Annotated in this window: 26 protein-coding genes; 15 read left to right on the top strand and 11 right to left on the bottom strand. The window is 57.4% G+C overall.

Annotated features, from left to right (window positions below; translation table 11 throughout):
- Window positions 1–106 precede the first annotated feature (106 nt).
- The gene (locus KW403_RS00335) at window positions 107–466 is read left to right on the top strand and encodes an Hpt domain-containing protein (protein ID WP_223020825.1); all 360 of its coding nucleotides are present in this window, start codon (window positions 107–109) and stop codon (window positions 464–466) included.
- A 147-nt stretch (window positions 467–613) separates the two neighbouring features.
- On the top strand, window positions 614–934 hold the full coding sequence (locus KW403_RS00330; protein WP_223020824.1) for a 2Fe-2S iron-sulfur cluster-binding protein: 321 nt from the start codon (window positions 614–616) through the stop codon (window positions 932–934).
- A 40-nt stretch (window positions 935–974) separates the two neighbouring features.
- Here the strand turns inward: KW403_RS00330 and KW403_RS00325 are convergent, their stop codons facing one another.
- Complete coding sequence (locus tag KW403_RS00325; RefSeq protein ID WP_223020823.1) at window positions 975–1,589, bottom strand: DUF922 domain-containing Zn-dependent protease; 615 nt, start codon at window positions 1,587–1,589, stop codon at window positions 975–977.
- 152 nt (window positions 1,590–1,741) lie between these two features.
- On the opposite strand from KW403_RS00325, the gene folP reads away from it, so the two are divergent.
- Genes folP through folK form a run of 3 tightly spaced genes read left to right on the top strand, consistent with a single transcriptional unit; the run spans window position 1,742 to window position 3,470 of the window.
- Window positions 1,742–2,578: a dihydropteroate synthase gene (folP, locus tag KW403_RS00320; protein ID WP_223020822.1), complete on the top strand. Its 837-nt coding sequence runs from the start codon at window positions 1,742–1,744 to the stop codon at window positions 2,576–2,578.
- Window positions 2,579–2,593: 15 nt separating this feature from the next.
- Complete coding sequence (folB, locus tag KW403_RS00315) at window positions 2,594–2,953, top strand: dihydroneopterin aldolase (RefSeq protein ID WP_223022368.1); 360 nt, start codon at window positions 2,594–2,596, stop codon at window positions 2,951–2,953.
- Window positions 2,922–3,470 (top strand): 2-amino-4-hydroxy-6-hydroxymethyldihydropteridine diphosphokinase, encoded by a 549-nt coding sequence (gene folK / locus KW403_RS00310; protein ID WP_246637834.1) that lies wholly within the window; start codon window positions 2,922–2,924, stop codon window positions 3,468–3,470. The genes folB and folK overlap by 32 nt, the downstream gene beginning before the upstream one ends.
- A gap of 77 nt (window positions 3,471–3,547) precedes the next feature.
- Here the strand turns inward: folK and KW403_RS00305 are convergent, their stop codons facing one another.
- The 4 genes from KW403_RS00305 to KW403_RS00290 form a co-directional block, all read right to left on the bottom strand.
- Window positions 3,548–4,096: a hypothetical protein gene (locus tag KW403_RS00305; protein ID WP_223020821.1), complete on the bottom strand. Its 549-nt coding sequence runs from the start codon at window positions 4,094–4,096 to the stop codon at window positions 3,548–3,550.
- 198 nt (window positions 4,097–4,294) lie between these two features.
- The gene (locus KW403_RS00300; protein ID WP_223020820.1) at window positions 4,295–5,353 is read right to left on the bottom strand and encodes a YcjF family protein; all 1,059 of its coding nucleotides are present in this window, start codon (window positions 5,351–5,353) and stop codon (window positions 4,295–4,297) included.
- Window positions 5,350–6,831: a YcjX family GTP-binding protein gene (locus KW403_RS00295; RefSeq protein WP_223020819.1), complete on the bottom strand. Its 1,482-nt coding sequence runs from the start codon at window positions 6,829–6,831 to the stop codon at window positions 5,350–5,352. The genes KW403_RS00300 and KW403_RS00295 overlap by 4 nt, the downstream gene beginning before the upstream one ends.
- Before the next feature lie 70 nt (window positions 6,832–6,901).
- The gene (locus tag KW403_RS00290) at window positions 6,902–7,654 is read right to left on the bottom strand and encodes a SixA phosphatase family protein (RefSeq protein ID WP_246637833.1); all 753 of its coding nucleotides are present in this window, start codon (window positions 7,652–7,654) and stop codon (window positions 6,902–6,904) included.
- Between the two features lie 19 nt (window positions 7,655–7,673).
- Here KW403_RS00290 and dksA point away from each other — a divergent pair, with 19 nt between their 5' ends.
- The gene (gene dksA / locus KW403_RS00285) at window positions 7,674–8,090 is read left to right on the top strand and encodes an RNA polymerase-binding protein DksA (RefSeq protein WP_223020818.1); all 417 of its coding nucleotides are present in this window, start codon (window positions 7,674–7,676) and stop codon (window positions 8,088–8,090) included.
- 109 nt (window positions 8,091–8,199) lie between these two features.
- On the opposite strand, the gene KW403_RS00280 is transcribed toward dksA, so the two are convergent.
- Window positions 8,200–9,039, bottom strand: a complete 840-nt coding sequence (locus tag KW403_RS00280) for a flagellar biosynthetic protein FliO (protein ID WP_223020817.1) — start codon at window positions 9,037–9,039, stop codon at window positions 8,200–8,202.
- A gap of 241 nt (window positions 9,040–9,280) precedes the next feature.
- Between KW403_RS00280 and cckA the strand changes: the two genes are divergently transcribed.
- Window positions 9,281–11,863, top strand: coding sequence for a cell cycle histidine kinase CckA (cckA, locus tag KW403_RS00275; protein ID WP_223020816.1), 2,583 nt, complete (start codon window positions 9,281–9,283; stop codon window positions 11,861–11,863).
- A 50-nt stretch (window positions 11,864–11,913) separates the two neighbouring features.
- Here the strand turns inward: cckA and pncB are convergent, their stop codons facing one another.
- The gene (gene pncB / locus KW403_RS00270; RefSeq protein ID WP_223020815.1) at window positions 11,914–13,218 is read right to left on the bottom strand and encodes a nicotinate phosphoribosyltransferase; all 1,305 of its coding nucleotides are present in this window, start codon (window positions 13,216–13,218) and stop codon (window positions 11,914–11,916) included.
- Window positions 13,219–13,516: 298 nt separating this feature from the next.
- Between pncB and KW403_RS00265 the strand changes: the two genes are divergently transcribed.
- Window positions 13,517–13,801 carry a hypothetical protein gene (locus tag KW403_RS00265; protein WP_223022366.1) on the top strand — a complete coding sequence of 95 codons (285 nt, stop codon included), beginning with the start codon at window positions 13,517–13,519 and terminating at the stop codon, window positions 13,799–13,801.
- Between the two features lie 35 nt (window positions 13,802–13,836).
- Here KW403_RS00265 and KW403_RS00260 read toward each other — a convergent pair whose 3' ends face one another.
- Both KW403_RS00260 and gloA read right to left on the bottom strand, forming a co-directional pair.
- Entirely contained in the window at window positions 13,837–15,369 is a 1,533-nt protein-coding gene (locus tag KW403_RS00260; protein WP_223020814.1) for an acyl-CoA carboxylase subunit beta, read from the bottom strand.
- Window positions 15,370–15,479: 110 nt separating this feature from the next.
- Window positions 15,480–15,920 (bottom strand): lactoylglutathione lyase, encoded by a 441-nt coding sequence (gloA, locus tag KW403_RS00255; RefSeq protein ID WP_223020813.1) that lies wholly within the window; start codon window positions 15,918–15,920, stop codon window positions 15,480–15,482.
- Window positions 15,921–16,146: 226 nt separating this feature from the next.
- Here gloA and KW403_RS00250 point away from each other — a divergent pair, with 226 nt between their 5' ends.
- The 4 genes from KW403_RS00250 to KW403_RS00235 are packed head-to-tail and all read left to right on the top strand — an operon-like array spanning window position 16,147 to window position 18,927.
- Window positions 16,147–16,743, top strand: coding sequence for a cold-shock protein (locus KW403_RS00250; RefSeq protein ID WP_246637832.1), 597 nt, complete (start codon window positions 16,147–16,149; stop codon window positions 16,741–16,743).
- Between the two features lie 33 nt (window positions 16,744–16,776).
- On the top strand, window positions 16,777–17,283 hold the full coding sequence (locus tag KW403_RS00245) for a DUF192 domain-containing protein (protein WP_343224041.1): 507 nt from the start codon (window positions 16,777–16,779) through the stop codon (window positions 17,281–17,283).
- A gap of 23 nt (window positions 17,284–17,306) precedes the next feature.
- Entirely contained in the window at window positions 17,307–18,071 is a 765-nt protein-coding gene (locus KW403_RS00240; protein ID WP_223020812.1) for an alpha/beta fold hydrolase, read from the top strand.
- Window positions 18,058–18,927 carry an alpha/beta fold hydrolase gene (locus tag KW403_RS00235; RefSeq protein ID WP_223020811.1) on the top strand — a complete coding sequence of 290 codons (870 nt, stop codon included), beginning with the start codon at window positions 18,058–18,060 and terminating at the stop codon, window positions 18,925–18,927. Before KW403_RS00240 ends, KW403_RS00235 begins: the two co-directional genes overlap by 14 nt.
- 4 nt (window positions 18,928–18,931) lie before the next feature.
- On the opposite strand, the gene KW403_RS00230 is transcribed toward KW403_RS00235, so the two are convergent.
- The gene (locus tag KW403_RS00230) at window positions 18,932–19,732 is read right to left on the bottom strand and encodes an enoyl-CoA hydratase/isomerase family protein (protein ID WP_223020810.1); all 801 of its coding nucleotides are present in this window, start codon (window positions 19,730–19,732) and stop codon (window positions 18,932–18,934) included.
- A gap of 210 nt (window positions 19,733–19,942) precedes the next feature.
- Here KW403_RS00230 and cysE point away from each other — a divergent pair, with 210 nt between their 5' ends.
- Window positions 19,943–20,779 (top strand): serine O-acetyltransferase, encoded by an 837-nt coding sequence (gene cysE / locus KW403_RS00225; protein WP_223020809.1) that lies wholly within the window; start codon window positions 19,943–19,945, stop codon window positions 20,777–20,779.
- A 294-nt stretch (window positions 20,780–21,073) separates the two neighbouring features.
- Window positions 21,074–21,280 carry a DUF3126 family protein gene (locus KW403_RS00220; protein ID WP_007008028.1) on the top strand — a complete coding sequence of 69 codons (207 nt, stop codon included), beginning with the start codon at window positions 21,074–21,076 and terminating at the stop codon, window positions 21,278–21,280.
- A gap of 90 nt (window positions 21,281–21,370) precedes the next feature.
- Here KW403_RS00220 and KW403_RS00215 read toward each other — a convergent pair whose 3' ends face one another.
- Window positions 21,371–22,156, bottom strand: a complete 786-nt coding sequence (locus KW403_RS00215; RefSeq protein WP_223020808.1) for a hypothetical protein — start codon at window positions 22,154–22,156, stop codon at window positions 21,371–21,373.
- Between the two features lie 164 nt (window positions 22,157–22,320).
- On the opposite strand from KW403_RS00215, the gene KW403_RS00210 reads away from it, so the two are divergent.
- Window positions 22,321–22,848: a gamma carbonic anhydrase family protein gene (locus KW403_RS00210; protein WP_223020807.1), complete on the top strand. Its 528-nt coding sequence runs from the start codon at window positions 22,321–22,323 to the stop codon at window positions 22,846–22,848.
- Window positions 22,849–22,919 lie beyond the last annotated feature (71 nt).

Genomic DNA, 22,919 nt, shown 5'->3' with positions numbered 1-22,919 from the left:
AGGTTAACGACGTTTATGGTGAAACAGTCACTTTGCAGCAAAGCCGTTAACCCGTTGTCCATTCGGCATTAATAGGGTGTAAAGACTGACGTAGAGTAAGTTGGGGATGAATGTGCAGACCGTTTCAGGCGCGCTTTTCGACAAGGGTCACGCAGCAACCGGACCGGCACCTTTCAATCTCGCGCATCTGGCGCGTCAAACCATGGGTGATCGTAAGTTGGCGCTTGAAGTTCTTGGCATGTTTCAAACTCAAACAGGGGACATGCGCGAACGCATGCTTTCGTCTGACCTTCAATCGAGACGCGAGATCGCGCATGCGCTTGTCGGTTCAGCGCGTGGGGTAGGGGCGGAGGCAATTGCATCCTGTGCTGCGGTCATCGAAAAGAATCCGGATGATGATAATAGCGTAAGGCAATTGTCGAAACTGATCGACGAAGCCAGTGAATTCATTTCACAATTGCGCTGATCCGATGCTGCATCTGCAGACACGGATTGCCTTTACGCTTTAAAGAACATAAGTGAAGCGCGGACGTTGAGAGAAATTGGCCTATTGGCGGTTTCTCATCCCATCGCCGCGCAATCCGCGACCGTTTCACCAAAGCTGAGTGACCGCATGCCGAAGATCACCTATATCATCCCCGATGGTACGCGCTTCGATGTCGAGGCCGACAATGGTTCCACGGTCATGGAAAACGCAATTCGCAATGCGGTGCCGGGCATCGAAGCGGAGTGCGGCGGAGCCTGCGCCTGCGCGACCTGTCATGTGTATGTCGATGAAGAGTGGTCTGGCACGGTCGGCCAGCCTGAAGCCATGGAAGAGGATATGCTGGACTTCGCCTACGAGGTGCAGCCGACTTCACGTCTGTCCTGTCAGATCATTGTGCGTGACGAACTGGACGGTCTGGTCGTTCGCATTCCCGAGCGACAAGCCTGAGGCAACAATTTCCGCGCCCTTACCGAATTTTCAAGGCGCCTCAACCGGGATTTCGCCCTTTCTCAAGCTGCTCCAGTCGATAGTTCAGCAGGCGCATTAATCGCCATTCGAAGTTCCCGCTTTCAATACGGTCGAAGCGTACCTGCGCTGCATCGTGCTCATCGAGTTTCTTTTGTGCCACGCGCTCCGCGCGTTGCTGAAGCGCCTTACAATCGGAATGTGGCGGGAGGTTCCCGATTTCGTTTTCTATGCTGCGTGCGTAGCGTTTGGCGATGCCCAGATGGCTCTCTTCATGGCGTTTGATGTCTTTGGACAGCGTGTCCCATATAAGAGCCGTTTCAGGGCCTGCAGTCTTGCGGTTGCGCCAGCGCGGCAAGAAGACGCGCGCGTCGACGGAAACCTTCACGTCGGCGATACGGCAGCGGCGCTTTTCCTCCTCGTAGGTTATCTTGGTCTTGAACTCCATCCGCGTCGCGCCGGGGTGACGCTGCCCGGTGCTCTGCACATGCGGACCGCGTGAGCGAAGCTGCTGTTCGATTTCACTGAGCGTTCTCCCGCCGATCGAGAAATAGCTGTAGGTACGGGCGACATCGGCGCTTGCGGCAGGACTTGCTGCGAAGGTCATCAGGGCGAGGGTCAGCGTGATGCGTTTCATGTTTTCTCCCGTAAACACCCTGCGATTTCGCACGCATGATGACAAGTCTGGCGTGAGCGGTTTCCGAATCGCTCCACCGAACACATTGCGGTTGATTTTGGCGTCAATGAGCCGCAAAAACGCTTGGTTGTTATCCGGAGGGTGAACGCCCAATGACCTTTTCTGTCTGGAGACTAGCGCACGGCCGCGACCTTGTTCTCGGCCCTGATGCCATCATTATGGGCATTTTGAACGTGACTCCCGACAGTTTTTCCGATGGCGGCGCTTTTGTCAGTCTCGATGCCGCGCTTCGTCAAGCTGACCGATTGATCGGCGAAGGCGCTCACATCATCGATATTGGCGGTGAATCGACCCGGCCAGGCAGTTCCCCGGTGTCGTCAAGTGAAGAACAGGACCGGATTTTGCCGGTGTTCGAAGCCCTTGCCGGCCGGGATGACGTCTTACTCTCCGTGGATACTTATCGGACCGAGACGGCCCGGCTCGCGGTCGCCGCAGGCGCGCATATCGTCAACGATGTCTGGGGGCTTCAGCGCGAGCCGGATATTGCGGCTGTCGCTGCGAACAGCGGGGCAGGGCTCGCCATCATGCACACGGGGCGCGAGCGAGAGAAGCTGCCTGATGTCATTGCAGACCAGTTCTCGTTTCTGCGTCGCTCTCTTGAAATTGCTCGTGAGGCAGGTGTGAGAGACGATCAGATCATGCTGGATCCAGGATTTGGTTTCGCCAAGGACACGGCAGAGAATATCGAGATCATGGCCCGCTTTGAAGAATTGGCGGGGCTTGCATTTCCTCTTCTTGTGGGTACATCGCGGAAGCGCTTCGTTGGTGCGGTCACAGACCGGGCGAGTGCCGAGGCGCGGGATGTTGGAACGGCTGCGACCAGTGCGCTGCTAAGAATGAAGGGCGCGGCCGTTTTTCGCGTGCACAATGTCGCAATCAACAGGGATTCCCTGAGAGTTGCGGATGCTATGCTTGCGGCTCAGAGATAGGCCGGTGAGGCGATGATGTATGTAATCCGGATGAAGAATTGCGCTTTCTTCGCGCGACACGGCGTGCATGACGAAGAGGAGCGCCTGGGGCAGCGTTTCTATGTGGACGCAGAGCTGATCGTAGAGCCCGGGCGGGCCCTGAGCGACGATTCTCTTGAAGGAACGGTTGATTACGGCGCTGCCTTCAAGGTCATCGAAGAGATCATTTCCGGCAAGCGCCGTTTTCTGATCGAGGCTTTGGCGCTGGAAGTGGCACAAGCGCTGGCCTCTCGCTTTCCACAGATCGCACGCTCTGAAATCACGATACGCAAGCCCAATGCACCCGTCCCGGGAGTGCTGGACTATGTCGAGGTTTCCCTGGCCTGGCCGCAATAAGATGCAGGATGTCTATCTGGGGTTGGGCGGCAATGTCGGCGATCCTCGTCAAGCGATGCAGTTGGTCTTGTCTACGTTGGATGCAAGGGATGACACCGAAGTCCATTCGGTTTCGTCGCTCTACCGCACGCCTCCTTGGGGCAAGCTCGATCAACCTGATTTTCTCAACGCTGTTGCCTGGGTGCGTACCAATCTTGCTCCCTATCCCCTCCTTGAACAATGCCTGACGATTGAGCGCGCTCTCAAGCGTGTGCGTCAGGAGCGCTGGGGCCCGCGCCCCATTGACGTGGACATTTTGTTTTACGGGGATTTCGTGGTGGATGATGCCGGGCTGACGATACCGCATCCACGAATGGCCGAGCGTGCTTTTGTGCTTGCTCCGCTGGCAGAGATTGCGCCGGCACGGGAGATTGGCGGAAAATCGATTGAGGCGCTTGTGGGAACGCTCGATCAAAGCGGCATGCAACGTATCACGCCAGACGGCGCGTGGTGGCATGTCGGCGAAGACAACAATTAGCCGCTACCGGCTTTTCTCAATTCTCAATTCTCAATTCTCAATTCTCAAACGAGAACGCTTGCCCGTGGCGTGTTCGGTCACTGACGAGCAATGGCTTCGACGCCGCTGCTGGAGCCCGTGCGCTTCAGCTTCATTCCGATCACCGGTACCATGTCATCATTCACCTGAACGGAGATGGTGATGTGCATGGTGTTCTTGTCGCTGATGCGGGCACGCATGGCGCCGCTCAGTGATGAACGGTGAAGCGCGAAGACCACGTCATTCCCGATGACCTTGCCTCCGGTGACATCGAGGCCCTTCCCACCTGCACCATCCAGGAACGTGCCGCGGTAGCCACTTTTTTCGCGTACCACACTGGCCTTCATGGGCTGTGTGAAAACACCAACGCGGCAGCTTCCGTCCAGCGCCATGCCGATACTCTTTTCGGGCGTGCCGCCGTCGAAATTACAGACGAATTTCGTGCCTTTGTATTTACCGGCGACAATCTCGCCCGGACCGGACCAACTGCCTTCGACAGACTGGAAAAAACGCCTCTCGCTTTCCGAGGCTTCCGCCGCGCCCGGCAATCCGGACATTGGGGCAGCAGCAGCGGCCAGAAGGGCAAGCTTGAGCGCGAATTTCAGCATGAGCTAAAGAACCAGGTCAGGTTAAAACAAAATCTGTCGGAAATCCTGCCGCAGATTGGTTAAGGCTTTATCTACCATACCGAGGCGATTCGGTGCAGCCAGTGCGCGCATCAAGCCCAGTTTCCTGAGATCATATTTTGCGAGTGTGTCTTTTGTGACTCACTTTGAGCGTTCTCGAGTGAACGAGTTCGGAACTGTTTAAGTGTTATCAGAGCCCGTTTTCTTGCTGGTGGCAAAACTCGTCAGCGCTTTAAGAAAATCTCCTATGCCGGGCCTGGGAACACTCTTGAAGGGCAGCGGCCGGGCTGCATCCATGGCGGCAATGCCGATGCGCGCCGTCATCATGCCATTGACAACGCCTTCGCCGAGTTTCGCAGAAAGGCGTGCAGCCAGCCCGTGGCCGACGACCTGCTGCACAAGTGTCTCCCCAGCGGCCATGGAACCGGTGATGGCAAGATGTGTGACAATGCTGCGCACGAGGCGCATAAACCCGAGGAACCCGGGACGCGCGCCGTAGAGGTCTGCAATGCGTCTTGTCAGCCGCGCAGCCTCGAAGAGCACATAGGCAATATCGACCAGCGCCCTGGGGGAGACGGCGGTCACCACTGAAACACGCTTTGCGGCATTCAAGACTTGCGTGCGCGCCATCGCGTCGAGGGGCGCAAGGAGTTCCTTCTCGGCAACCGCCAGCAGGTCCGCCCCGTCGATGACATCATCTTTGAGGCCCTCAAGGGTTTTGCGTCCGGCCGCCGTCTCGGGCTTGTGCGCAAGCAGCTCCATGAGATGCTCCGCCGTTTTTCGGGCCTCTCTGGCGTCGTTTCGAAGAATAGCATCCGCCGCATCACGGCGGAGTGTCTCGATGGAGGCGAGCCGCAGAATGCCGAGCATCTCCCGCACGATGATTGCCACCAATGCAATCAAGGCGATGGTCGCTACACCGAGCGCCAGCCAACCCAGCCAGTCGGCACGGCTGAAGAGATCGCGGATCAAGCGGTCGGTCCACAGGCCGATCGCCAGTGAAATGAGAATTCCGAAGGCAGCAAAGAATACGCGCCCGAGCAGGGATCGGCGGCGAGGGGGGACCGGAGGCGGGTCAGTGAACGCCGGGTCAGGACTGGCGAAAAAATCGTCGCTCTCTGCGACCACGGCTACCGCCTTGCCGGGTTCGATCGACCGGGGTTTCCGTTTGTTCGCCGGCTTCTCGGGATTGGCGGATTTCGGCGGATCTATACGAAATGACGCGGGCGCTCTCTTCATGCGAGGTGGTCTCCGACGAGGAACTGCAGAGCCCGGTCTAGCCTGATATGCGGTAGGGACAGGGTTATCCCTTCCGCGGTCTTTTCCAGTCGCGGGGGGCGAAACCTTACAAAGCGCAGCGATTCTTCCGCAGGGGGATCGCCACCGTCTTTACCCGGTTTGGGCTGTTGAAAGATCAAGCCGGGCTTTTCAGGCAGGTCACCAGGGAAGATCGCCGTTTCTGTTTCGCCATCGAAGGTGTCACCCGCGATGGTTTCACCCTTGAGAGGTGTCCCGATGATGACGGGCAGTGCCTCCCTCCCTTGTTTCACCGTTCCTTCTCGTGTGGCCCGCACCGCGGCCATGGCGAGCACATCCACTGTGGCACCTGAGAAATCGGCTCTTGCAATGGCGCGGTCGGCAAGCCTTCGCACAATCGCCTGCAACCGATCATGGCTTTCATGATGAATATGGTCGGCCTTGGTCGCAGCGACCAGTATCCGGTCGATGCGATGTGAAAACAGACCGGTCAGGAGATTTCCGCGGCCTTGACGAAAACAGGACAAGATCTCGGTCAGCGCCCGCTCGAGGTCGGTCACGGCTTCTGTCCCGGCGTTCATGGCCTGCATCGCGTCGATCAGCACGATCTGTCGGTCGAGCCGGGCGATATGTTCCCGAAAGAAAGGGCGAATGACATGTGTTTTGTAGGCCTCATAGCGACGCTCCATCATGGCGTGCAATGAACCGGGCTTCGCCTTTGCACCGGGCTGGACATCGAGGGGAGCGAATGTCAGCGCCGGGGAACCTTCAAGCTCGCCGGGCATCAAGAACCGGCCTGGCGGCAGGGTCGAAAGGGCCCGTTGATCAGATTTGCATGCACGCAGATAGGACGAGAAAGCCTCGAACAATTTGCGTGCGGTCATTTCGTCGGCTGGTTGATTGGGGTCGCAATCGCGGTTCTGGCTTCGCCATTCCTTTGAGAGATCTGCTCGTCCAGGCAGGGCCGACATCTCCAATGCTTCACGGCTGAAGGTCTCAAAATCCTTCAAGAGGAGTGGGAGGTCGAGCAGCCATTCTCCCGGGTAATCAACGATATCGAAGGATAGTCTTCCACGGGACAGGAGCCGGTTCCAGGCGGACGCGGATTCAAACTCAACGGTCAGGCGGAGTTCGGAGATGGCGCGTGTGGACTCCGGCCAGACACGGCTTTCGACCAGCGCGGCGATATGGTCTTCGTACTGGAAACGGGGCACGGCATCATCGGGCTGATGCTCCAGGAAAGCTTTCGAAATCCGGCCGGAATTTTGTGCGTCGAAGAGGGGGAGGCGCCCACCATGCAGAAGATTGTGCACGAATGCGGTGATAAACACGGTCTTGCCCGCGCGTGACAGCCCTGTCACACCAATTCTGAGCGATGGCGACATGAGACCGGCGGCGCGTCCAGCCAGTGTGTCGAGAGCGATCCGTGCTTCGTCGGTGTATGTGGTCAATGAAGCCAAATGACGAAATCCTCAAAAATCGCAAGACCTTGCATATAGGAACCCGAAGCCGTGATTGAAGAGTGTTTCCTCATTCGTTCGGTTTCAGGAAGGTTTCGAGTTGCCCGCTATTGCGCCGCACGTCCTTTAGCGGACCATCGAAGCTGATGACCGCAAGGCCGCATGTGGGGAAGCCGGAGGCGGCCGCCTGAATTGCGTGCGTGCTGCTCGCGGATGGGAGCTCGTACGCAAGGTCCTCCATCATGGGATTGTGACCTACCACCAGCAATGTCTCGACGGCCGAGGCTTCCCGCACGGCCTGCAGGTAATCGGCAGCATCGGAATTGTACAGTTCCCGAACCATCTCCGTTTTAGGCGGTTGTTCGAAAAGCGTGGAAGCAACGAATTCGAGAGTTTCGACCGCGCGCTTTGCGGGTGAGCACAGTACCAGATCGGGAATCAAATCGCTGGAGCGCATGCGCAAACCAAGTTTCCGGGCATCATTTCGACCCGATTGGGTCAAAGTGCGCTCGAAATCCGAGACGCCTGGGGCCGCCCATCCGGCTTTCGCGTGACGAAGCAAAAGAAGCCGAGGCATCAGAGAAAACCGATAAAATCTGTAGGAAACTTGCCCAAAACCCTGCTGATTGAGCTCAGAATGCGCGGTTTTTCTGTCATTTCGCCCTCTGTCAAACTTCTTGATGCCGTTTGAGGAGTTTATACGCAACACGCCTCCGGAGTAGGAGATATCCACTTTTTCCGCTGCAATTAACAAAAGCGTGAAGCTTGCGGCCTTTGTGCTTGTGGTTGTGGGGGTGCGTGAATATATAGGCGCGGGCGTCACAACATCTCAGGGTGACTCGATGAATGAGCTCAGTAATGCCGAATACGTGCCCACCGAGGACGAGCCCTTCATGAATGAGCGCCAACGTTCATATTTCCGTGCGAAATTGCTGCGTTGGAAAAGCGATATTCTGAAAGAGGCGCGCGAGACCCTCGAGGCACTGCAACAAGAAAGTGCAAACCACCCGGACCTCGCTGACCGAGCGTCGTCCGAAACGGATCGTGCGATCGAATTGCGAGCACGTGACCGTCAGCGGAAGCTGATTTCCAAGATCGATGCTGCACTGCAGCGGATTGAGGAGGGGACTTATGGGTATTGCGAAGAGACGGGTGAACCCATTTCGCTGAAACGTCTCGATGCACGCCCGATCGCAACCCTGTCGATCGAAGCGCAGGAACGACATGAACGTCGTGAGAAAGTCTATCGCGACGATTAATTTTGTTACAGGCTTGGACGGAAGTTTGTCTTGTTTGTACGCGCCACCCCTCGGGGCTGGCGCTTTTTTCTTGTCTTGCATGTGTTCGAAAATGGTCGAACGCCAATTATCAGTGCTTCTGCTCCGACAGCTCTTCGAGAAGTTTGCTCATCTCGTCCTCGAGCGTGTGCTCGTTGGTGCTCTCATGGTTGCTGGGCCGCTGCGCACGTGAAACGCCGAGGTCGACAACAGGGGCGTCGATTGTGCCGGCCACTTCCGTATCGTCCGGCACTTGCAGTTTGTCACTGACGTGCTCGACATCCGGCTCCCGCTTGGGGGCGGGGGTCGTCACCGAGGCGAGAGTCCCAGCAGACGTCGCTGCAACGGCGGGCCGCGAAGAGATCGATGTAACGGAATCACGGGCAGCCTGCGTTGCCTCGGCCGGGTAACGTCGCGGGGCAGGAGTTGCCGTCGAACGGCTGGCTATCTGAATCTCTCGGTCCGGCGTTGCGGGCCTGTGGCCGAATTCTGGCATTTCCGGTCTTCCGGAAGAGGGAGTAGAGCGGGGGAAGTCTCTCTCGCTGCTGGGTTCTTCGACCACCAACGGCTCCGGCTTATCCTGCGAAGGCTGCTTCTCGCGGGTAGGGACCTTGGGGGTCACCTTTTCAGCATTCGCCTGCCCGATATTGGCTTCAATCACCAGATCGGTCGGCCCGCCTATGAGAATGAGGTGTTCCACTTCGTCGCGGCGCACCAGAACAAGGCGCCTATTGTTGTCCACGGGAGTGGCGTCTGTAACAGCCAGACGTGGCTGCCTGTTGCGCGAGCCGGAAATAAAGGTGCCAGCAGTAAAACGGCGATTCACCCTTACAAAGACGAGAAGAACAATGGCCACGGCAATGAGAATGATCGTCCAGAAGGCCGCGGTTGCGTAAGCCTCTCCAAATATTCCCACAAGCCAATCGCGCATTCGTTCACTCCGCTTTCAATTAGATCCGTCAAATTATGCGTCTCGTAGCCACGCGGCAACCCATGGGAGACTTGCCATCGCGTGCCAGAACGGTTTTCAGCAGCAAAATTCGCGCAAAGAATGGCGATTTGCGGTTCGATTACACGTGTACGCTTGCAGATGCGGGGAGCCCTGATATATCCCGGTGAGGCCGGCTTCGCGTGGAGCCCGGCAGGGATTGGGCGCGACAGACGGGAAACGCATGGCCAAGCAGACCGGGGGAGAAATCCACGCAGCACCGATCGTCGACCAGAGCTCTCGACCAGGTGCCATCACGCGGCTGATTATTTTCATCGTGATTTTGACGCTTTCCGCGATCGCTTTCTCCGTATTCCGCGAACGCCTCGGGGATCCGTTCCTGCTTGGGCTTCTTGGCGTTTTGGCGATGATCGGCGTGGGTTTCCTGTTCGCGACAGCGATCGGGTTCGTGCAGGTCGCCCCCCGTTCGGCAGGAAGTGAACTCTCCAGGGCGTTTGTCGATTCCATGGAGGAGGGCCTCGTGGTTGCGGACGCCAAGGGCCGCATCCTTTACGCCAACAATGCTTATGCACAAATGACGGGTGCGACATCGGTGGCGGATGTCAAAACCGTCGATGCGTTGCTGGCAGACAATCCGGAAGCCGCACCGGTGGTGGAAAAACTCTCAGGGGGGCTCCGTGACGGACGCCCAGGTGATGGAGAATTCCGCCTTGCGCGCTCGATCCGTCCCGGTGGTGCTTTGGGCGCGCGCTGGTACAGAACGTGGGCGCGGATTTTCAAGCTGCCGGGCTATCGCCAGCCGGTCTCGGCTTGGCAAATTGCGGATATTTCGGAAGAACGTGCGGAACAGGAGCGCTTTTTCCTAGATCTTCAAAAGGCCATTGATCATCTTGACCACGCGCCGGCTGGATTTTTCTCTGCCGATCCCGATGGGCGAGTGACCTATATCAACGCTACGCTTGCAGAGTGGCTGGGCATTGATCTCGCTAACTTTGTGCCCGGCGCGGTCCGCCTGCCGCAAATCGTTGCGGGTGATGGCATGGCGCTGATCAATGCGGTGAAGGCCGATCCGGGGACAGCGCGCAATGCGGTGATAGATCTCGACTTGTCGACTGTGGGCGGCGAGGTTCTTCCTGTGCGGTTCATGCATCGCGTGACGGCCAGCCGCGAGGGAACGCCTGGAGCCACTCGAACGATTGTTCTGAATCGCCAGTTGGGTGAAGATGCATCCGCAGATCTTCGTGCTTCCGAAGTGCGCTTCACCCGCTTCTTCAACTCCACACCCATGGCGATCGCATCCGTGGATCATGAAGGGCGGATTCTGCGGACGAATGCACCCTTCCTCTCGCTTTTCTCGCGCGTCGTCGACAGCGATTCGGTGGAACGCCATATCAGGCTGGATACTGTCATCCATGAGAACGATCGCGAGGCTTTTGCGGTAGCGCTCGAAAGGGCCAAGCAGCGCCAGGCGGAAATCGCCCCCATCGATACCATGCTGCCCGACGACGCCGAGCGACATGTGCGCTTCTACGTCAACCCCGTGGTTGACCATGAAGGCGGCGAGGGTGCTGAGGAAGCCGCGATCGTGTATGCGGTTGAAACCACGGAGCAGAAGGCGCTTGAAGCGCAGATGGCGCAGAGCCAGAAAATGCAAGCCGTGGGGCAACTCGCCGGTGGCATCGCGCACGACTTCAACAACGTCTTGACGGCCATCATCATGGCGTCGGACCTGCTACTGACCAATCACCGTCCATCGGATCCGTCCTTCCCGGACATCATGAACATCAAGCAGAATGCCAATCGCGCTGCCTCGTTGGTGCGGCAACTTCTAGCGTTCTCGCGACGGCAGACCCTGCGTCCGGAGGTGCTCAATCTAACGGATGTGCTTGCGGATCTGAGAATGCTCCTTGCACGCCTTGTCGGCAGCGAAATTTCTCTCTCCATCGAACACGGCCGCGATCTCTGGCCAGTGAAGGCCGATATCGGTCAGTTTGAGCAGGTGGTGGTCAATTTGACGGTCAATGCACGCGATGCCATGCCGGAAGGTGGCAAGTTGGCGGTGCGAACCCGAAACATCACTGCTGAAGAATCCGCCCAATTCCCCTATCGCGAGATGGTCGCTGCCGATTACGTGGCTGTTGAGGTAAGCGACACGGGTACCGGGATCGATCCCGAAACCATCAAGAAGATCTTCGAACCATTCTTCACCACCAAGGAGGTCGGCAAGGGAACCGGTCTTGGTCTGTCCATGGTGTATGGCATCGTAAAACAGACCGGTGGGTACATCTTCTGCGATTCGGAGTTGGGTGAAGGCACCACGTTCCGAATCTTCCTGCCACGCCACGTTCCCAGCGAAGCTGAGAAGTCAGCTGAGGAGGCGGCCGTTCGCGGGAGTGACGCGGCAAAAGCCAAAGAGGAGAAGCAGGATCTCTCCGGCTCCGCCCGAGTGCTCCTCGTCGAGGATGAGGATGCTGTGCGAATGGGAAGTGTGCGCGCTCTTTCTTCGCGCGGCTACGAAGTGCATGAGGCGAGTTCGGGCATCGAGGCGCTTGAGATTTTTGAAGAACTGGAAGGCAAAATCGACATTGTCGTGTCCGACGTGGTGATGCCTGAAATGGATGGCCCTACGCTTCTGGGCGAACTGCGCAAAGCGCAACCCGACATAAAATTTATCTTCGTCTCGGGTTATGCGGAGGATGCGTTTGCCAAGAACTTGCCCGAGGACGCGCAGTTTGGCTTCCTTCCCAAGCCTTTCTCTCTGAAACAGCTCGCGACTGTCGTGAAGGAAATGCTCGAGGAAAGCTGAGACCGTTCAGGTCGCGATAGCAGGCCTTGGCTGTCAGGCTGGATGGTATCTCACACAGAGACCTTGCGGCGAACGCGGTTTTGCGCTCCGAACAGCTTGATGTAGCGTTCGATCTCTGCGGGATCGCCTGTCGCTTTTTCCGGATTGTCCGACAGCTTGACCGCCGGTCTGCCGTTTGCGCTGCTGACTTTGCAGACGACCGAAATCGCCTTCAGACCGTCCACCTCAGTCGGCGCGCAATTCTCAAAATCATTCGTGAGATTTGTGCCCCAACCGAAAGCCATGCGCACTTTACCTTCAAAGTGCCGGTAGGTGTTCTCAATCGTCTCCACATCAAGACCGTCCGAGAAGATGAGCAGTTTGTCGCGGGGATCCTTGCCGTGCTTGCGCCAGAACTCCATGATGCGTTCTCCACCCTCGATGGGGGGAGCGCTGTCGGGGCGGAAACCCGTCCAGTCTGCCACCCATGGTGGGGCGTTGCGCAGAAATGTTTCCGTGCCGAATGCATCGGGAAGCACGATCAGCAGATTGCCACCGTAGTAGCTCTGCCAATCTTCGAGCACGCGATAGGGGGCCTGCAGCAGCTCTTCGTCGGTTTTGGCAAGGGCTGCCAGCACCATCGGCAGCTCGTGCGCATTGGTGCCAAGCGCTTCAAGGTCGGTATCCATGGCAAGAAGCACATTCGAGGTGCCGGTGAATGAATCTCCGATTCCTTCCTTGAGAGCTTCCACACACCAGCGTTGCCACAAGAAGGAGTGTCGCCGCCTTGTGCCGAAATCGGAAATCTTGAGCTCGGGTAGCATTTTGAGGCGCTCGACCTTCGCCCAGACTTTCGCCTTGGCGCGCGCATAGAGCACGTCGAGCGCGAAGGGGCCAAGGGAGCGCATGGCAGCCCGCGACCGCAACTCGTTGATAATGGCCAGGGCCGGGATCTCCCACATGGCGGTCTCCATCCACTTGCCGTGGAAATGGAGCTCGTATTGTCCGCCTCGTTTTGTGAGCTCGTATTCAGGTAACCGGAAATCCGCCAACCAGTTGAGGAATTCAGGCTGAAAGATCTGCTTGCGGCCGTAGAACGTGTTGCCTGCGAGCCAGATCATTTCCTTCTTGCTGAACCGGATGGCGCGCGCATGATCCAGTTGCTCACGCAGTTCCCCTTCATCGATTTCATCCGCCAACAGGACAGATTTGTTTCGGTTGATGAGGGAGAAGGTGGCATCCACATTCGGATAAAGCCCCCAGATCATTTGCAGCATCAAGAGCTTGTAGAAGTCCGTATCCAGAAGGCTGCGGCAGATAGGATCCAGCTTCCAGGCGTGATTGTAGACGCGGCGCGCGATATCGGTTTTCGGCATGGGAGGCGTTTCCTGCGTGTGTCATTCACCGGTTCGCGGCGTTTGATCGGCAGACCACACCGGCAGATCTGAATTGTCAACGACCAGGGACGTCAAACTTGCCGCAATCCCTACCGAACTGCGGGCGATTGAAGTGCTGCCTTTGTCATCCGTCAGCTTTGAGGCAATTGCGAATTGGATGGTTAAAGTTTCGTTAATGGATGAGGGGGAGACTGATAGCGGGAGGAGTCTCGAGGAGATGAGTATGATCTACTCTGGCTTTTCCAAGTTTCATCTGGCTTGCAGTGGTGCTCTCGTGATGGGGGTTCTAACTTCATCCTGGACGGAGGCTGTCGCGCATGAGGCGCAGAGCGGGTGGCGGTATCCCTATGCGTGTTGTTCCGATCAGGATTGCCGGCAGGTGTCGAACGCAGCCATCGAGGAGGGGCCTGAGGGCTACGTGGTCAAAGTGACCGGCGAAGTTCTTCCCTACACCGACAAACGTGTGCGCAATTCGCCTGATGGCGTGTTTCATTGGTGTTCCGTGGCTGGCAAGAAGGATGGCCGCACCATCTGCCTGTTCGTGCCGCCGCGCAGTTTCTGACGGATCATGGGCCCGGTGGTGCAGGGCAAAAAACCTCAGAGCGGGATGTTGTCGTGCTTTTTCCAAGGGTTTTTGAGGTCCTTGTTGCGCAGCATCCGTAAAGCGCGCGCAATGCGCATCCGTGTGGAATGTGGCATGATCACCTCGTCCACATAACCGCGCTCTGCTGCGACGAACGGGGAAAGGAAGCGGTCCTCATACATTTTCGTGTGGGCTGCGATCTTTTCGGGGTCATCGATATCTTTGCGGAAAATGATTTCCACCGCTCCCTTGGCGCCCATCACGGCAATCTGGGCGGAGGGCCAGGCGTAGTTGATGTCTCCGCGAAGATGTTTGGAGGCCATCACGTCATAGGCGCCTCCGAACGCTTTGCGCGTTATGAGGGTGATCTTCGGGACGGTGGCTTCGGCATAGGCAAAGAGCAGTTTTGCACCATGTTTGATCAGACCACCATATTCCTGCGCGGTGCCCGGCAGGAAACCGGGCACATCCACATAGGTTACGATCGGGATGTTGAAACAATCGCAGAAGCGAACGAATCGGGCCGCTTTTCTGGAGGCATCCGAATCCAGAACGCCCGCCAACACCATGGGTTGGTTGGCCACGAAACCCACTGTGCGCCCTTCCACACGACCAAAGCCCGTGACGATATTCTTGGCGAAGGACGCCTGGATTTCAAAGAAGTCCGCTTCATCGCAGGTTTTCAGGATCAGTTCCCGGATGTCGTAAGGCTTGTTGGCGTTGTCCGGGACCAGCCGATCAAGAGAATAGTCGGGGTCGGACACAGACTGGAAGGACTCGAGCTCCGGCAGGTCTGCGGTGTTAGAGGTTGGTAGAAAGTCTATCAGACGCCGCATCTGCAGCAGTGCTTCAACGTCGTTGTCATAGGCGCCATCGGCGATCGAAGACTTGACGGTGTGAACGGACGCTCCGCCGAGTTCTTCCGCTGTCACGGTTTCGTTGGTCACAGTTTTGACCACGTCCGGACCGGTGACAAACATGTATGATGTGTCGCGGACCATGAAGATGAAGTCGGTCATGGCGGGGGAGTAGACATCGCCGCCCGCGCAGGGGCCCATGATCACGGATATCTGGGGAATGACTCCGGAGGCGAGCACATTGCGCTGAAAAATTTCGGCGTAGCCACCAAGCGCGGCCACACCCTCCTGAATACGCGCGCCACCAGCATCGTAGAAGCCGATAATAGGTGCACGGTTTTTTAGCGCCATCTCCTGGACCTTCACCACCTTTTCGGCGTGAGCTTCGGAAAGAGATCCGCCGAACACGGTGAAATCCTTGGCGAAAACGAAAACTGTCCGCCCATTGACCGTGCCCCAGCCCGTCACAACGCCATCGCCAGAAATGCGGGTTTTCTCCATGCCGAAATCGGTGGATCGATGCTCGACAAACATGTCGAATTCTTCGAACGAACCTTCGTCCAGAAAGATCTCGATGCGTTCGCGCGCGGTCAGTTTGCCTTTGGCATGCTGGGCATCAATGCGCCGCTGGCCGCCACCCTCGCGTGCGGCGGCACGACGGCGTTCCAGCTCGAGAAGAACCTCTTTCATGCTTGTCTCCCCCAAGGCGATCGATCAACGGTGTCAGTGGTGTTAGCACGGTGTCAACGACAGGCAAATACGCCGTGCGCCCCACATGACGCACGGCGCGTTTGCAGATTTTACCAGCTTCCGGTGTTTTCCATGGAGGCCCAAGGCTCGGCCGGTTCCTTGGCACCGCCCTTCTGAAGAAGCTCGATGGAGATCCCGTCTGGGGAACGGACAAACGCCATACGACCATCGCGAGGGGGGCGGTTTATTGTGATACCGGCCTTCATCAACCGGTCGCAAAGAGCGTAAATGTCATCGACCTCATAAGCGAGGTGACCGAAATTCCGGCCGCCTTCGTAGCGTTCCGGGTCCCAGTTATAGGTAAGCTCGACAAGCGGGGCCTGTTCCTCTTTGGCGCGGCCTTGATCCGCAGGGGCGGCGAGAAAGACCAGGGTATAGCGTCCTTTTTCGTTCTCCGAGCGGCGAACTTCGGTTAGTCCGAGCTTGTTGCAGTAGAAATCGAGCGATTCATCAATGTCTTTTACACGGACCATAGTGTGCAGATAACGCATGTTGTCTCTCGCTTGCTGGTTTACGTATACGGTACGGGTGTCCTACCCGTGCTATTCGGCAATGTTGCACGTTAACCGGTTGTGCCGTTTCGCTGAAGTCTCTCAAATCCGGCTGATTTCACCTGCTGTTGAAAATCAGAAACTGGGTCTTGCTATGCCACAAAGCGCCAATGCTATCTTTGATACACACAGTGAGTCGGGCGGACTTGAAAAAAGGCTTGATGGGATGGACGACAAGTCCTCGACAACCAAGAGGTACGAGGCTGGCGATACGGCGCCCAAGGCGGATGACGTTGCGGAAGCCGGAGAACTGGTAGAGATTTCCGGCGCCATCAAATGGTTCGACGTGGCGAAGGGCTATGGCTTTATCCTCCCTGACGATGAAGAGCATGGCGATGTGCTACTTCACGTAACCTGCCTGCGCAAGGATGGGTTCCAGACAGCTCTGGAGGGGGCGAGGATAGAGTGCCTTGCTCGCCAGGGCGACAAGGGCCTTCAGGCATTCAAGGTGGTCTCCATCGACCTTTCAACGGCGATCCATCCCAGCGAGGATCAGGCGCCGCGAACCCATGTTTCGGTGGTCGCGGAAAGCGGGCTGGAGCGGGCACTCGTCAAATGGTTCAACCGCACCAAAGGTTTCGGTTTCCTGACGCGGGGTGAGGGCACCGAGGACATTTTTGTCCATATGGAGACGCTTCGCCGTTACGGTCTGACGGAACTGAGGCCTGGGCAAGTGGTTATTGTCCGTTTCGGCCGAGGCGAAAAAGGCCTCATGGTCGCCGAAATTTATCCGGATAACGGCACACCTCCTCCCACGCATTAGCGCTTGTAACCTGCGCCCTGGAGAGTGCTGAGAATGCCGAGTTTCCTTTCACGCCTGCAATTTTGCATCCGTTCGTTCGGTCTTATGGCGGTGTTTCTGCTGATCGCGATCAACACCGGTTTTGGTCAGACCTCTGCAATGCGCTTGCCAGTCGACCCTGACCCTTTGGTGGTTTTGACATCGGCTGGGGAAGTCGCTTTCAATATCGAGATTGCCGATGAGCCGGCGGAGCGTCAGCGAGGCTTGATGTTCCGTCAATCCATGCCGGTCGATCGAGGGATGCTTTTTGTCTTCCCAGAGGAGAGCAGACAGGGGTTCTGGATGCAGAACACGCCGTTGTCGCTTGATCTTCTTTTCATAAGCGCGGATGGAGAAGTCCGGGCGATCGCACCAGGTACTCCGTTCTCCACCGCATCGATATCACCCAATGTAGAATCCCAATTCGTACTTGAACTGCTTGCCGGAACCGCGCAGAAGATGGGTATCGAGGTCGGTGATCGTCTGCGACATCCGCGGATTGAGACTGCCGGCGCACAATAGTCAGCAACGGCGTTTTCCAGGACATGCAATCTTTCAACCATGACGGGTTCGACCTCTCCTTCATAGATGAAGGGCAGGGCGATCCAATTCTTCTGATACACGGTTTTGCTTCCACACATTATGTGAACTGGGTCGCGCCCGGCTGGGTGAAAACCCTGCGTGATGCGGGTTTTCGTGTAATCGCACTCGACAATCGGGGTCATGGGCGCTCGTCCAAAAGCCATGACGGGAGTGATTACACGCCGCAAAAAATGGCCAGCGATGCAGCGGCACTGCTTGATCATCTCGACATCGCGAAGGCCCACGTAATGGGGTACTCGATGGGAGCTCGCATTTCCGCATTCTTGGCTCTGGCACACCCCGAGAAGGTCGCTACCTTAATCCTCGGGGGACTGGGGTTGGGGATGATCGAGGGAGTCGGCGAGTGGGATGAGATTGCTGAGGCGCTGTTGGTCAGCGATCCCGATACAATCGTGTCTGAACGCGGGCAGATGTTCCGCAAGTTTGCTGACCAAACCAAGAGTGACCGGAAGGCGTTGGCTGCGTGCATAGCGACGTCGCGCGAGCTTTTGACTGCTCAGGATGCAGCCAGGATTACAGCCCCGACGCTCGTTGCCGTGGGAACCCGCGATGACATAGCGGGTTCGCCAGAAGGCCTGGCAGATCTGTTGCCGAATGGCACCGCGTTTGCCATTGAGAGAAGGGACCATATGCTGGCAGTGGGTGATCGAACTTTTAAGGCGCGGGCGCTGGCTTTTCTCGAGGAGCACCCTCTTGATCGAACGTAAGGCGATTTCATTTTTCGGTTCGGAAGACAATCGTCTGACCGGCGACATCTGGGATGGGGGTGGCCAACCTGTCGTGTTCCTGCACGGGGGCGGGCAGACCCGTCATGCATGGGATGCCACGGCGCGGGATGTGGCTGGCCGTGGAATGCGCGCAATCGTTGTCGACCAGCGCGGCCACGGCGAAAGCGCCTGGGTGGAGAGCGGGCATTATGGCTTTCACCATTACGGTGCGGATGCCGCGGCGATTTTCCGCCAGGTTCAAGAGCGCTTTCACGCGCGGCCTGTGGCCGTTGGAGCATCGCTCGGAGGGCTCGCCTCGCTGACGGCCGAAATGCGGGAAGGCCCGCTGTTGGATGCGCTGGTGCTCGTTGATATCACGCCGCGTCTTGATCCGGCTGGCGTGAACAAAATTCAAGGTTTCATGGGCGAGCGGATGGAAGAGGGATTTGCATCCCTCGAAGAAGCGGCTGACGCTATAGCGGCTTATCTTCCGCATCGTACGCCCCGCCGCTCGCTGGCAGGGTTGCGCAAGAACTTGCGGCAAGATGAAGACGGCCGCTATCGCTGGCATTGGGATCCGGCCTTTATCAAAGGTTCGGCGAACATCAATTCAGGCGCCGAGGCGCTGATGCAGGAGCTCATTGCGGGTTTGCCGCAACTGCATCTTCCCGTTCTTCTCGTCCGTGGGATGCGTTCCGAACTGGTGCAGGAAGCTCACGCCCGGGAGTTTGTCAGTCTCGCTCCAGCAGCATCCTATGTGGATGTCGGCGATGCCGGGCACATGGTTGCGGGCGACCGAAATGACGTGTTCGCGGCGGAAATTTTGAAGTTTCTGGGCCGTGACAAGGCCGCCTGAGCGCTCAACGTCCCTCAAAACGTGCAGGACGGCGTTCGCGAAATGCCGCACGACCCTCCGCATAATCCGCGCTTTCGAAGGTGATGTCACCCAATTCCTGGGCATGTGCCATTTCTTCTGGGCGGCAAGTCAGGGCCGCTGCAATCGATGCCTTGGATGCATGAATGGATAAGGGGGCGTTGTCGGCGAGCATCGCTGCAATGTCATCAGCTCTGCTGATGAGGACGTCGGTCGGAACGATTTCAAGCAGAAATCCGCAATCTTTTGCCCTGGCCGCATTGATCCGCGCACCGGTGAATGTGAGGTAGCGCGCCATCTGTGCACCGGTCGTTGCAACAATGTCTCCCATGGCCTCGACCGGATAGGCGAGGCCGAGGCGTGCTGCGGGAACGGCAAAGAGCGCATCGGGTGTTGAAATGCGCAGGTCGCAAGCGGCTGCCAGACCGAAGCCTCCTCCAAAACATACACCGGAAATCGCCGCGATGGTGGGCAGGCGCGTGTTGCGGATGGTGGCGAATGCTTTCGCATTCAAACCTTCATAGACTCGCGCCGTTTCCGCGTTCCGACGTACGGTATCGAACTCTGCGATGTCCGCGCCTGCACAGAAATTATCGCCAGCGCCCCGAAATATGACGGCGCGTACCGTTGCCTCAGCTTCAAGCTCCTCGATAGCCTTGATCAAATCGTGCCACATTGCCTGAGAAACCGCATTCATCTTCTCAGGTCGGGAGAGGAGGATGGTGGCCACACCATCTGCGCAGGAAACACGCAGGGCCGGCTCACTGGAATGCGCTAGCACACTCATGCATCAATTTTCCTGTATCTATGCTCACGGATTTTTGCGGTTCAACTACCCCGGCTTCTGACGTATGTTGGCGTGCAAGGCAAGCTTATGTCTTTTGTGAGTTTTCTGGCAGTGTTGCCAGGTGAAAACCGCACTGATGTGGGAAATGATGAAATTGAGCGTCCTTCACAGATTGGGAGAGACGTCGGTTGCCCCGGGTGGAGAAATCCAATGAACGCACACAACGCCATTCGCCAACGCAGTTCCGGGAAAAGCACACCGCAACCCGTTGATCCGATCTGGTATGCGGTGCGCGAGGAGGCGGAGGCTGCCGTTGCCAACGATCCGCTGCTCGCAGCGTTTCTCTATGCGACGATTCTCAATCACGATGACCTTGAGAACGCTGTCATACACCGGGTGGCAGAGCGGCTCGATCATCCGGATATGGGCGCAGACCTGATCCGTCAAACCTTCCATGCCATGTTGAGTGCGCAGCCTGAATGGCGAACGGCTATGCGTGTTGACATTCAGGCGTATTACGACCGGGATCCGGCCTGCGACCGGTTTCTGATGCCGGTTTTGTACTTCAAGGGCTTTCACGCCATCCAGACTCACCGCCTGGCACATTGGCTGTGGCACGAAGGGCGTCGTGATTTCGCTCTATACCTGCAAAGCCGCTCCTCCGCCGCTTTTCAGACCGACATCAATCCGGCTGCGCGCATGGGCAAGGGGATTTTCATTGACCATGCGACGGGGATCGTGATCGGCGAGACGGCTGTGGTCGAGGACGATGTTTCTCTTCTGCATGGCGTAACACTCGGCGGCACCGGCAAGGAAACCGGTGACCGGCATCCGAAAATTCGCCGTGGCGTGCTCATTGGTGCCGGCGCGAAAATTCTCGGCAATATCGAAGTCGGTCATTGTGCTCGGGTGGCGGCTGGATCCGTGGTTTTGAATGCGGTGCCCTCCGCAAAGACGGTTGCAGGCGTCCCTGCCAAAGTGGTCGGCGAATCCGGCTGCAGCGAACCTTCCCGCTCCATGGATCAGATCGTTCATGGTGGGGCCTGAACGACTTTCTAAAGCTCCCGGAGAGCTTTTTTATCTTGAATAAAGCGCCGAGGGAGATTGAGGCTTGCCTCTCCTCCTGAGGAGGACGCCTTTGATCCGCAAGGGGTTTCCGGGTGAAATTCCGGTTTAAGGGTTTACAGTGGCGGCGGGCTCATGCCAGAAGCGCGCGACCGCAGCATTGCCGCCGGCCCGCCCAGCGGGTTAGATGGCGTCACTGCACGAAATTTGAAGCCGCGCATCAGAGCGTCTCGCTGGATGTTCTTAGCTGCGCCGCCACTGTACTGGAGATGTCTCTTGAATCCCGAGGAAATCAGAAAGCTGGAAGCGTATTTCAAACGCACCTTCAACAATCCCGCTTTGAGCGTGAAGGCACGTCCGCGCAAGGACGATTCCTGCGAGCTCTACCTTGGAGACGAGTTCCTCGGAATCATCTTCAAGGACGAGGACGAGGGAGAACTCTCCTACAACTTCTCGATGGCCATTCTTGATATCGATCTGTGATATCCGGCCACGATTTCAAACACGCAGGTCTGTACGCTCCGGCGTGCGGGCCTTTTTCTTGCCCGAGAGATCAAGGGGGAGTTTCCGGTTTTAGCCGGGCGTGTTGAGAAGGCGAGACGCCTTCCGCCTTACAGCCTGATCCAGAACCTGCCATTCGCCGAGCAACGAGGCTGGGAAGCGATAGGTCAAGCTAAGACTGTTTCCTATAGCGATATCACGTTCGCAGGGTGCCAAAGCCTCTTTTGCGGCGGTCCCCGTCAAGCATCGGGCCACGAAGGGCTGAGCGGCATCTTCAGCCTCAGCGATCGCCAGGACTTCTCCCGCAAAACCCGACTCCTTCTTGAAACGGTGGAAGCGGACATTGTTTGGCCCCGCAACAGAGCGGGCTTCGATGATCTGCCGATAAACTGGCTCCAATCGACTGCTCATATCTCGAGACATGACCTGCTCCTCGAAAGTGAGGAATATGATTACGCGGGTGCCGTCGACATGGTTGAAGTCGTCTCGTCGTTCGGATGTATAACCTTCGAGTTCGGGCCAGGACAGATAAAGGTCAAGACGCAAGGTTACGCCGTCCATGCGCGCGCTTTTGAAGCGTATCGCGTTTTCGGGAACTGTCAGCACGTTGTTTCGGATGACGATTTCTCGAAGCCGATCCGACGTGGTGTGTCCCGCATCGGACAGGGAAGCCCCATACCAGTGACCGAAGGCGAGGAGGCCGACTGAGAGCGCGAGAACAAGCAGGCAGAGTTGAAAAACGCGGAACGCAAAACGGTTCCTGCGTGAATCCGTCCCCGCGCGGGGATCTCCTGTGGTTTCGCCGGTCGCCAGTATCGTGCCCTCGAAAGTGTCTTCCGTACGGGGAAGAATCAGCATCAAACCTCTGAACAACAATGGAGCCTTGGCTGGACATGGTAAAGAGATTGTAACGGTAGCTTGCGGGATGCCCTCAGGGTTGCAGGACGGGATTTATCCGCTCACCGTATTCTGATTTGCAGTTGGATGTTGCACAGTGCTCGTTCATTGAACTGGAGTGAACTATGCCGATTTACGCATTGGCGGGCGAAAGCCCGATTTTCGAGGACAGGGAAACCAACTGGATCGCACCGGATGCATCGGTCATCGGCCGCGTGCGCCTTGGCCGCAACGCCGGCATATGGTTTGGTGCGGTGCTGCGTGGTGACAACGAGCCCATCGAGATCGGGGAGAACACCAACATCCAGGAGCATTCGGTGCTGCATACGGATATGGGTTTTCCGCTCATCATCGGACGTGGCTGTACCATTGGACACAGGGCGATACTGCACGGTTGCAGGATTGGCGAGAACAGCCTGATCGGGATGGGCGCAATCGTCCTGAACGGAGCGGAAATCGGCAAAAATTGTCTGGTGGGCGCCGGGGCTCTGGTGACTGAAAACAAGAAAATCCCGGACAATTCGCTTGTGGTGGGGGCGCCTTCGAAAGTGGTGAGAGAACTCGATGATGAGGCCATACGCGGCCTTCAATGGTCATCGACTCATTATGTTGAAAATGCAAAGCGCTTCTTGAAAGATCTGAATCCCGCCTGACCTGAGGAGAAAAGGCGGAGCCGACCCATGGGGTGGGCCGGCTCCTGAACCCGGTCGTTGGGGACGGGGAG

It is taken from the genome of Nitratireductor kimnyeongensis (assembly GCF_019891395.1).
GTDB classification, from domain to species: domain Bacteria; phylum Pseudomonadota; class Alphaproteobacteria; order Rhizobiales; family Rhizobiaceae; genus Nitratireductor; species Nitratireductor kimnyeongensis.
Note: the sequence above shows the minus strand (reverse complement) of the source record. Positions and strands in the feature narration are given on the sequence as shown.

Coding starts and splice junctions, on each gene's coding strand:
- KW403_RS00335 (WP_223020825.1), top strand. CDS start 107: ATGAATGTGCAGACCGTTTCAGGCGCGCTTTTCGACAAGGGTCACGCA.
- KW403_RS00330 (WP_223020824.1), top strand. CDS start 614: ATGCCGAAGATCACCTATATCATCCCCGATGGTACGCGCTTCGATGTC.
- KW403_RS00325 (WP_223020823.1), bottom strand. CDS start 1,589: ATGAAACGCATCACGCTGACCCTCGCCCTGATGACCTTCGCAGCAAGT.
- folP (WP_223020822.1), top strand. CDS start 1,742: ATGACCTTTTCTGTCTGGAGACTAGCGCACGGCCGCGACCTTGTTCTC.
- folB (WP_223022368.1), top strand. CDS start 2,594: ATGTATGTAATCCGGATGAAGAATTGCGCTTTCTTCGCGCGACACGGC.
- folK (WP_246637834.1), top strand. CDS start 2,922: ATGTCGAGGTTTCCCTGGCCTGGCCGCAATAAGATGCAGGATGTCTAT.
- KW403_RS00305 (WP_223020821.1), bottom strand. CDS start 4,096: ATGCTGAAATTCGCGCTCAAGCTTGCCCTTCTGGCCGCTGCTGCTGCC.
- KW403_RS00300 (WP_223020820.1), bottom strand. CDS start 5,353: ATGAAGAGAGCGCCCGCGTCATTTCGTATAGATCCGCCGAAATCCGCC.
- dksA (WP_223020818.1), top strand. CDS start 7,674: ATGAATGAGCTCAGTAATGCCGAATACGTGCCCACCGAGGACGAGCCC.
- KW403_RS00280 (WP_223020817.1), bottom strand. CDS start 9,039: ATGCGCGATTGGCTTGTGGGAATATTTGGAGAGGCTTACGCAACCGCG.
- cckA (WP_223020816.1), top strand. CDS start 9,281: ATGGCCAAGCAGACCGGGGGAGAAATCCACGCAGCACCGATCGTCGAC.
- pncB (WP_223020815.1), bottom strand. CDS start 13,218: ATGCCGAAAACCGATATCGCGCGCCGCGTCTACAATCACGCCTGGAAG.
- KW403_RS00265 (WP_223022366.1), top strand. CDS start 13,517: ATGGGGGTTCTAACTTCATCCTGGACGGAGGCTGTCGCGCATGAGGCG.
- KW403_RS00260 (WP_223020814.1), bottom strand. CDS start 15,369: ATGAAAGAGGTTCTTCTCGAGCTGGAACGCCGTCGTGCCGCCGCACGC.
- gloA (WP_223020813.1), bottom strand. CDS start 15,920: ATGCGTTATCTGCACACTATGGTCCGTGTAAAAGACATTGATGAATCG.
- KW403_RS00250 (WP_246637832.1), top strand. CDS start 16,147: ATGGACGACAAGTCCTCGACAACCAAGAGGTACGAGGCTGGCGATACG.
- KW403_RS00245 (WP_343224041.1), top strand. CDS start 16,777: ATGCCGAGTTTCCTTTCACGCCTGCAATTTTGCATCCGTTCGTTCGGT.
- KW403_RS00240 (WP_223020812.1), top strand. CDS start 17,307: ATGCAATCTTTCAACCATGACGGGTTCGACCTCTCCTTCATAGATGAA.
- KW403_RS00230 (WP_223020810.1), bottom strand. CDS start 19,732: ATGAGTGTGCTAGCGCATTCCAGTGAGCCGGCCCTGCGTGTTTCCTGC.
- cysE (WP_223020809.1), top strand. CDS start 19,943: ATGAACGCACACAACGCCATTCGCCAACGCAGTTCCGGGAAAAGCACA.
- KW403_RS00215 (WP_223020808.1), bottom strand. CDS start 22,156: ATGCTGATTCTTCCCCGTACGGAAGACACTTTCGAGGGCACGATACTG.
- KW403_RS00210 (WP_223020807.1), top strand. CDS start 22,321: ATGCCGATTTACGCATTGGCGGGCGAAAGCCCGATTTTCGAGGACAGG.